The sequence below is a fragment of the Bacillus sp. CZDM1 genome (genome assembly GCF_055502545.1).
The window spans coordinates 1-522 of the sequence record NZ_JBUESO010000046.1; the positions used below are offsets into that span (position 1 = coordinate 1).

1 protein-coding gene is annotated in these 522 nt (G+C 42.0%); it reads right to left on the minus strand.

What is annotated here, in order from left to right:
- On the minus strand, nt 1-374 hold a 374-nt coding region (locus ACY3XC_RS28710; protein ID WP_464871576.1), incomplete at its 3' end, for a DnaB-like helicase N-terminal domain-containing protein.
- Nucleotides 375-522: the final 148 nt, after the last annotated feature.

The window sequence follows — 522 nt, forward strand, 5'->3', positions numbered from 1 at the left end:
TGACTGATTCTATCCAATTCGGTGGTAATTTTCGAAATCTCCCAATCGCTCACTGCTGCCACTGTTAAGATATTCCTTTTTTCTCGTTCCTTCCACGAGGAAAGAATGAGCTCCTCCGTATTCTCGAATTTCTCAAGATCCGCATATGATAACAGTTCAGATAGATAGGACATTCCACCAAAGAACTCAAGGTCAAGCAACGTTGCCAAGGAGATTAAATCAATATTCCTGCCTGCCCTGGTTAGTTCCAGCATTCTCCGCATTAATTCTTGATGCCGCACACTTTCCAGCTGATCAGGCTGAATCACGGTATCCATAAGTAAGTACTCTGCCTTAATCAGACTTCCTAAATACGCTTTTTCCGCTATATTCACCAATCTTCACCTGCCGTGATATCTAGGTCAAATCCACTTGGAATATCTCTTCCACTCGGAAGTGATTTCGTTGTTTTCCAATTATTCGCTGCAGGCTTTTGGTTCTCTTGATAGGAATCAATTTCTTCTACCGTCAGTAATGATTCGT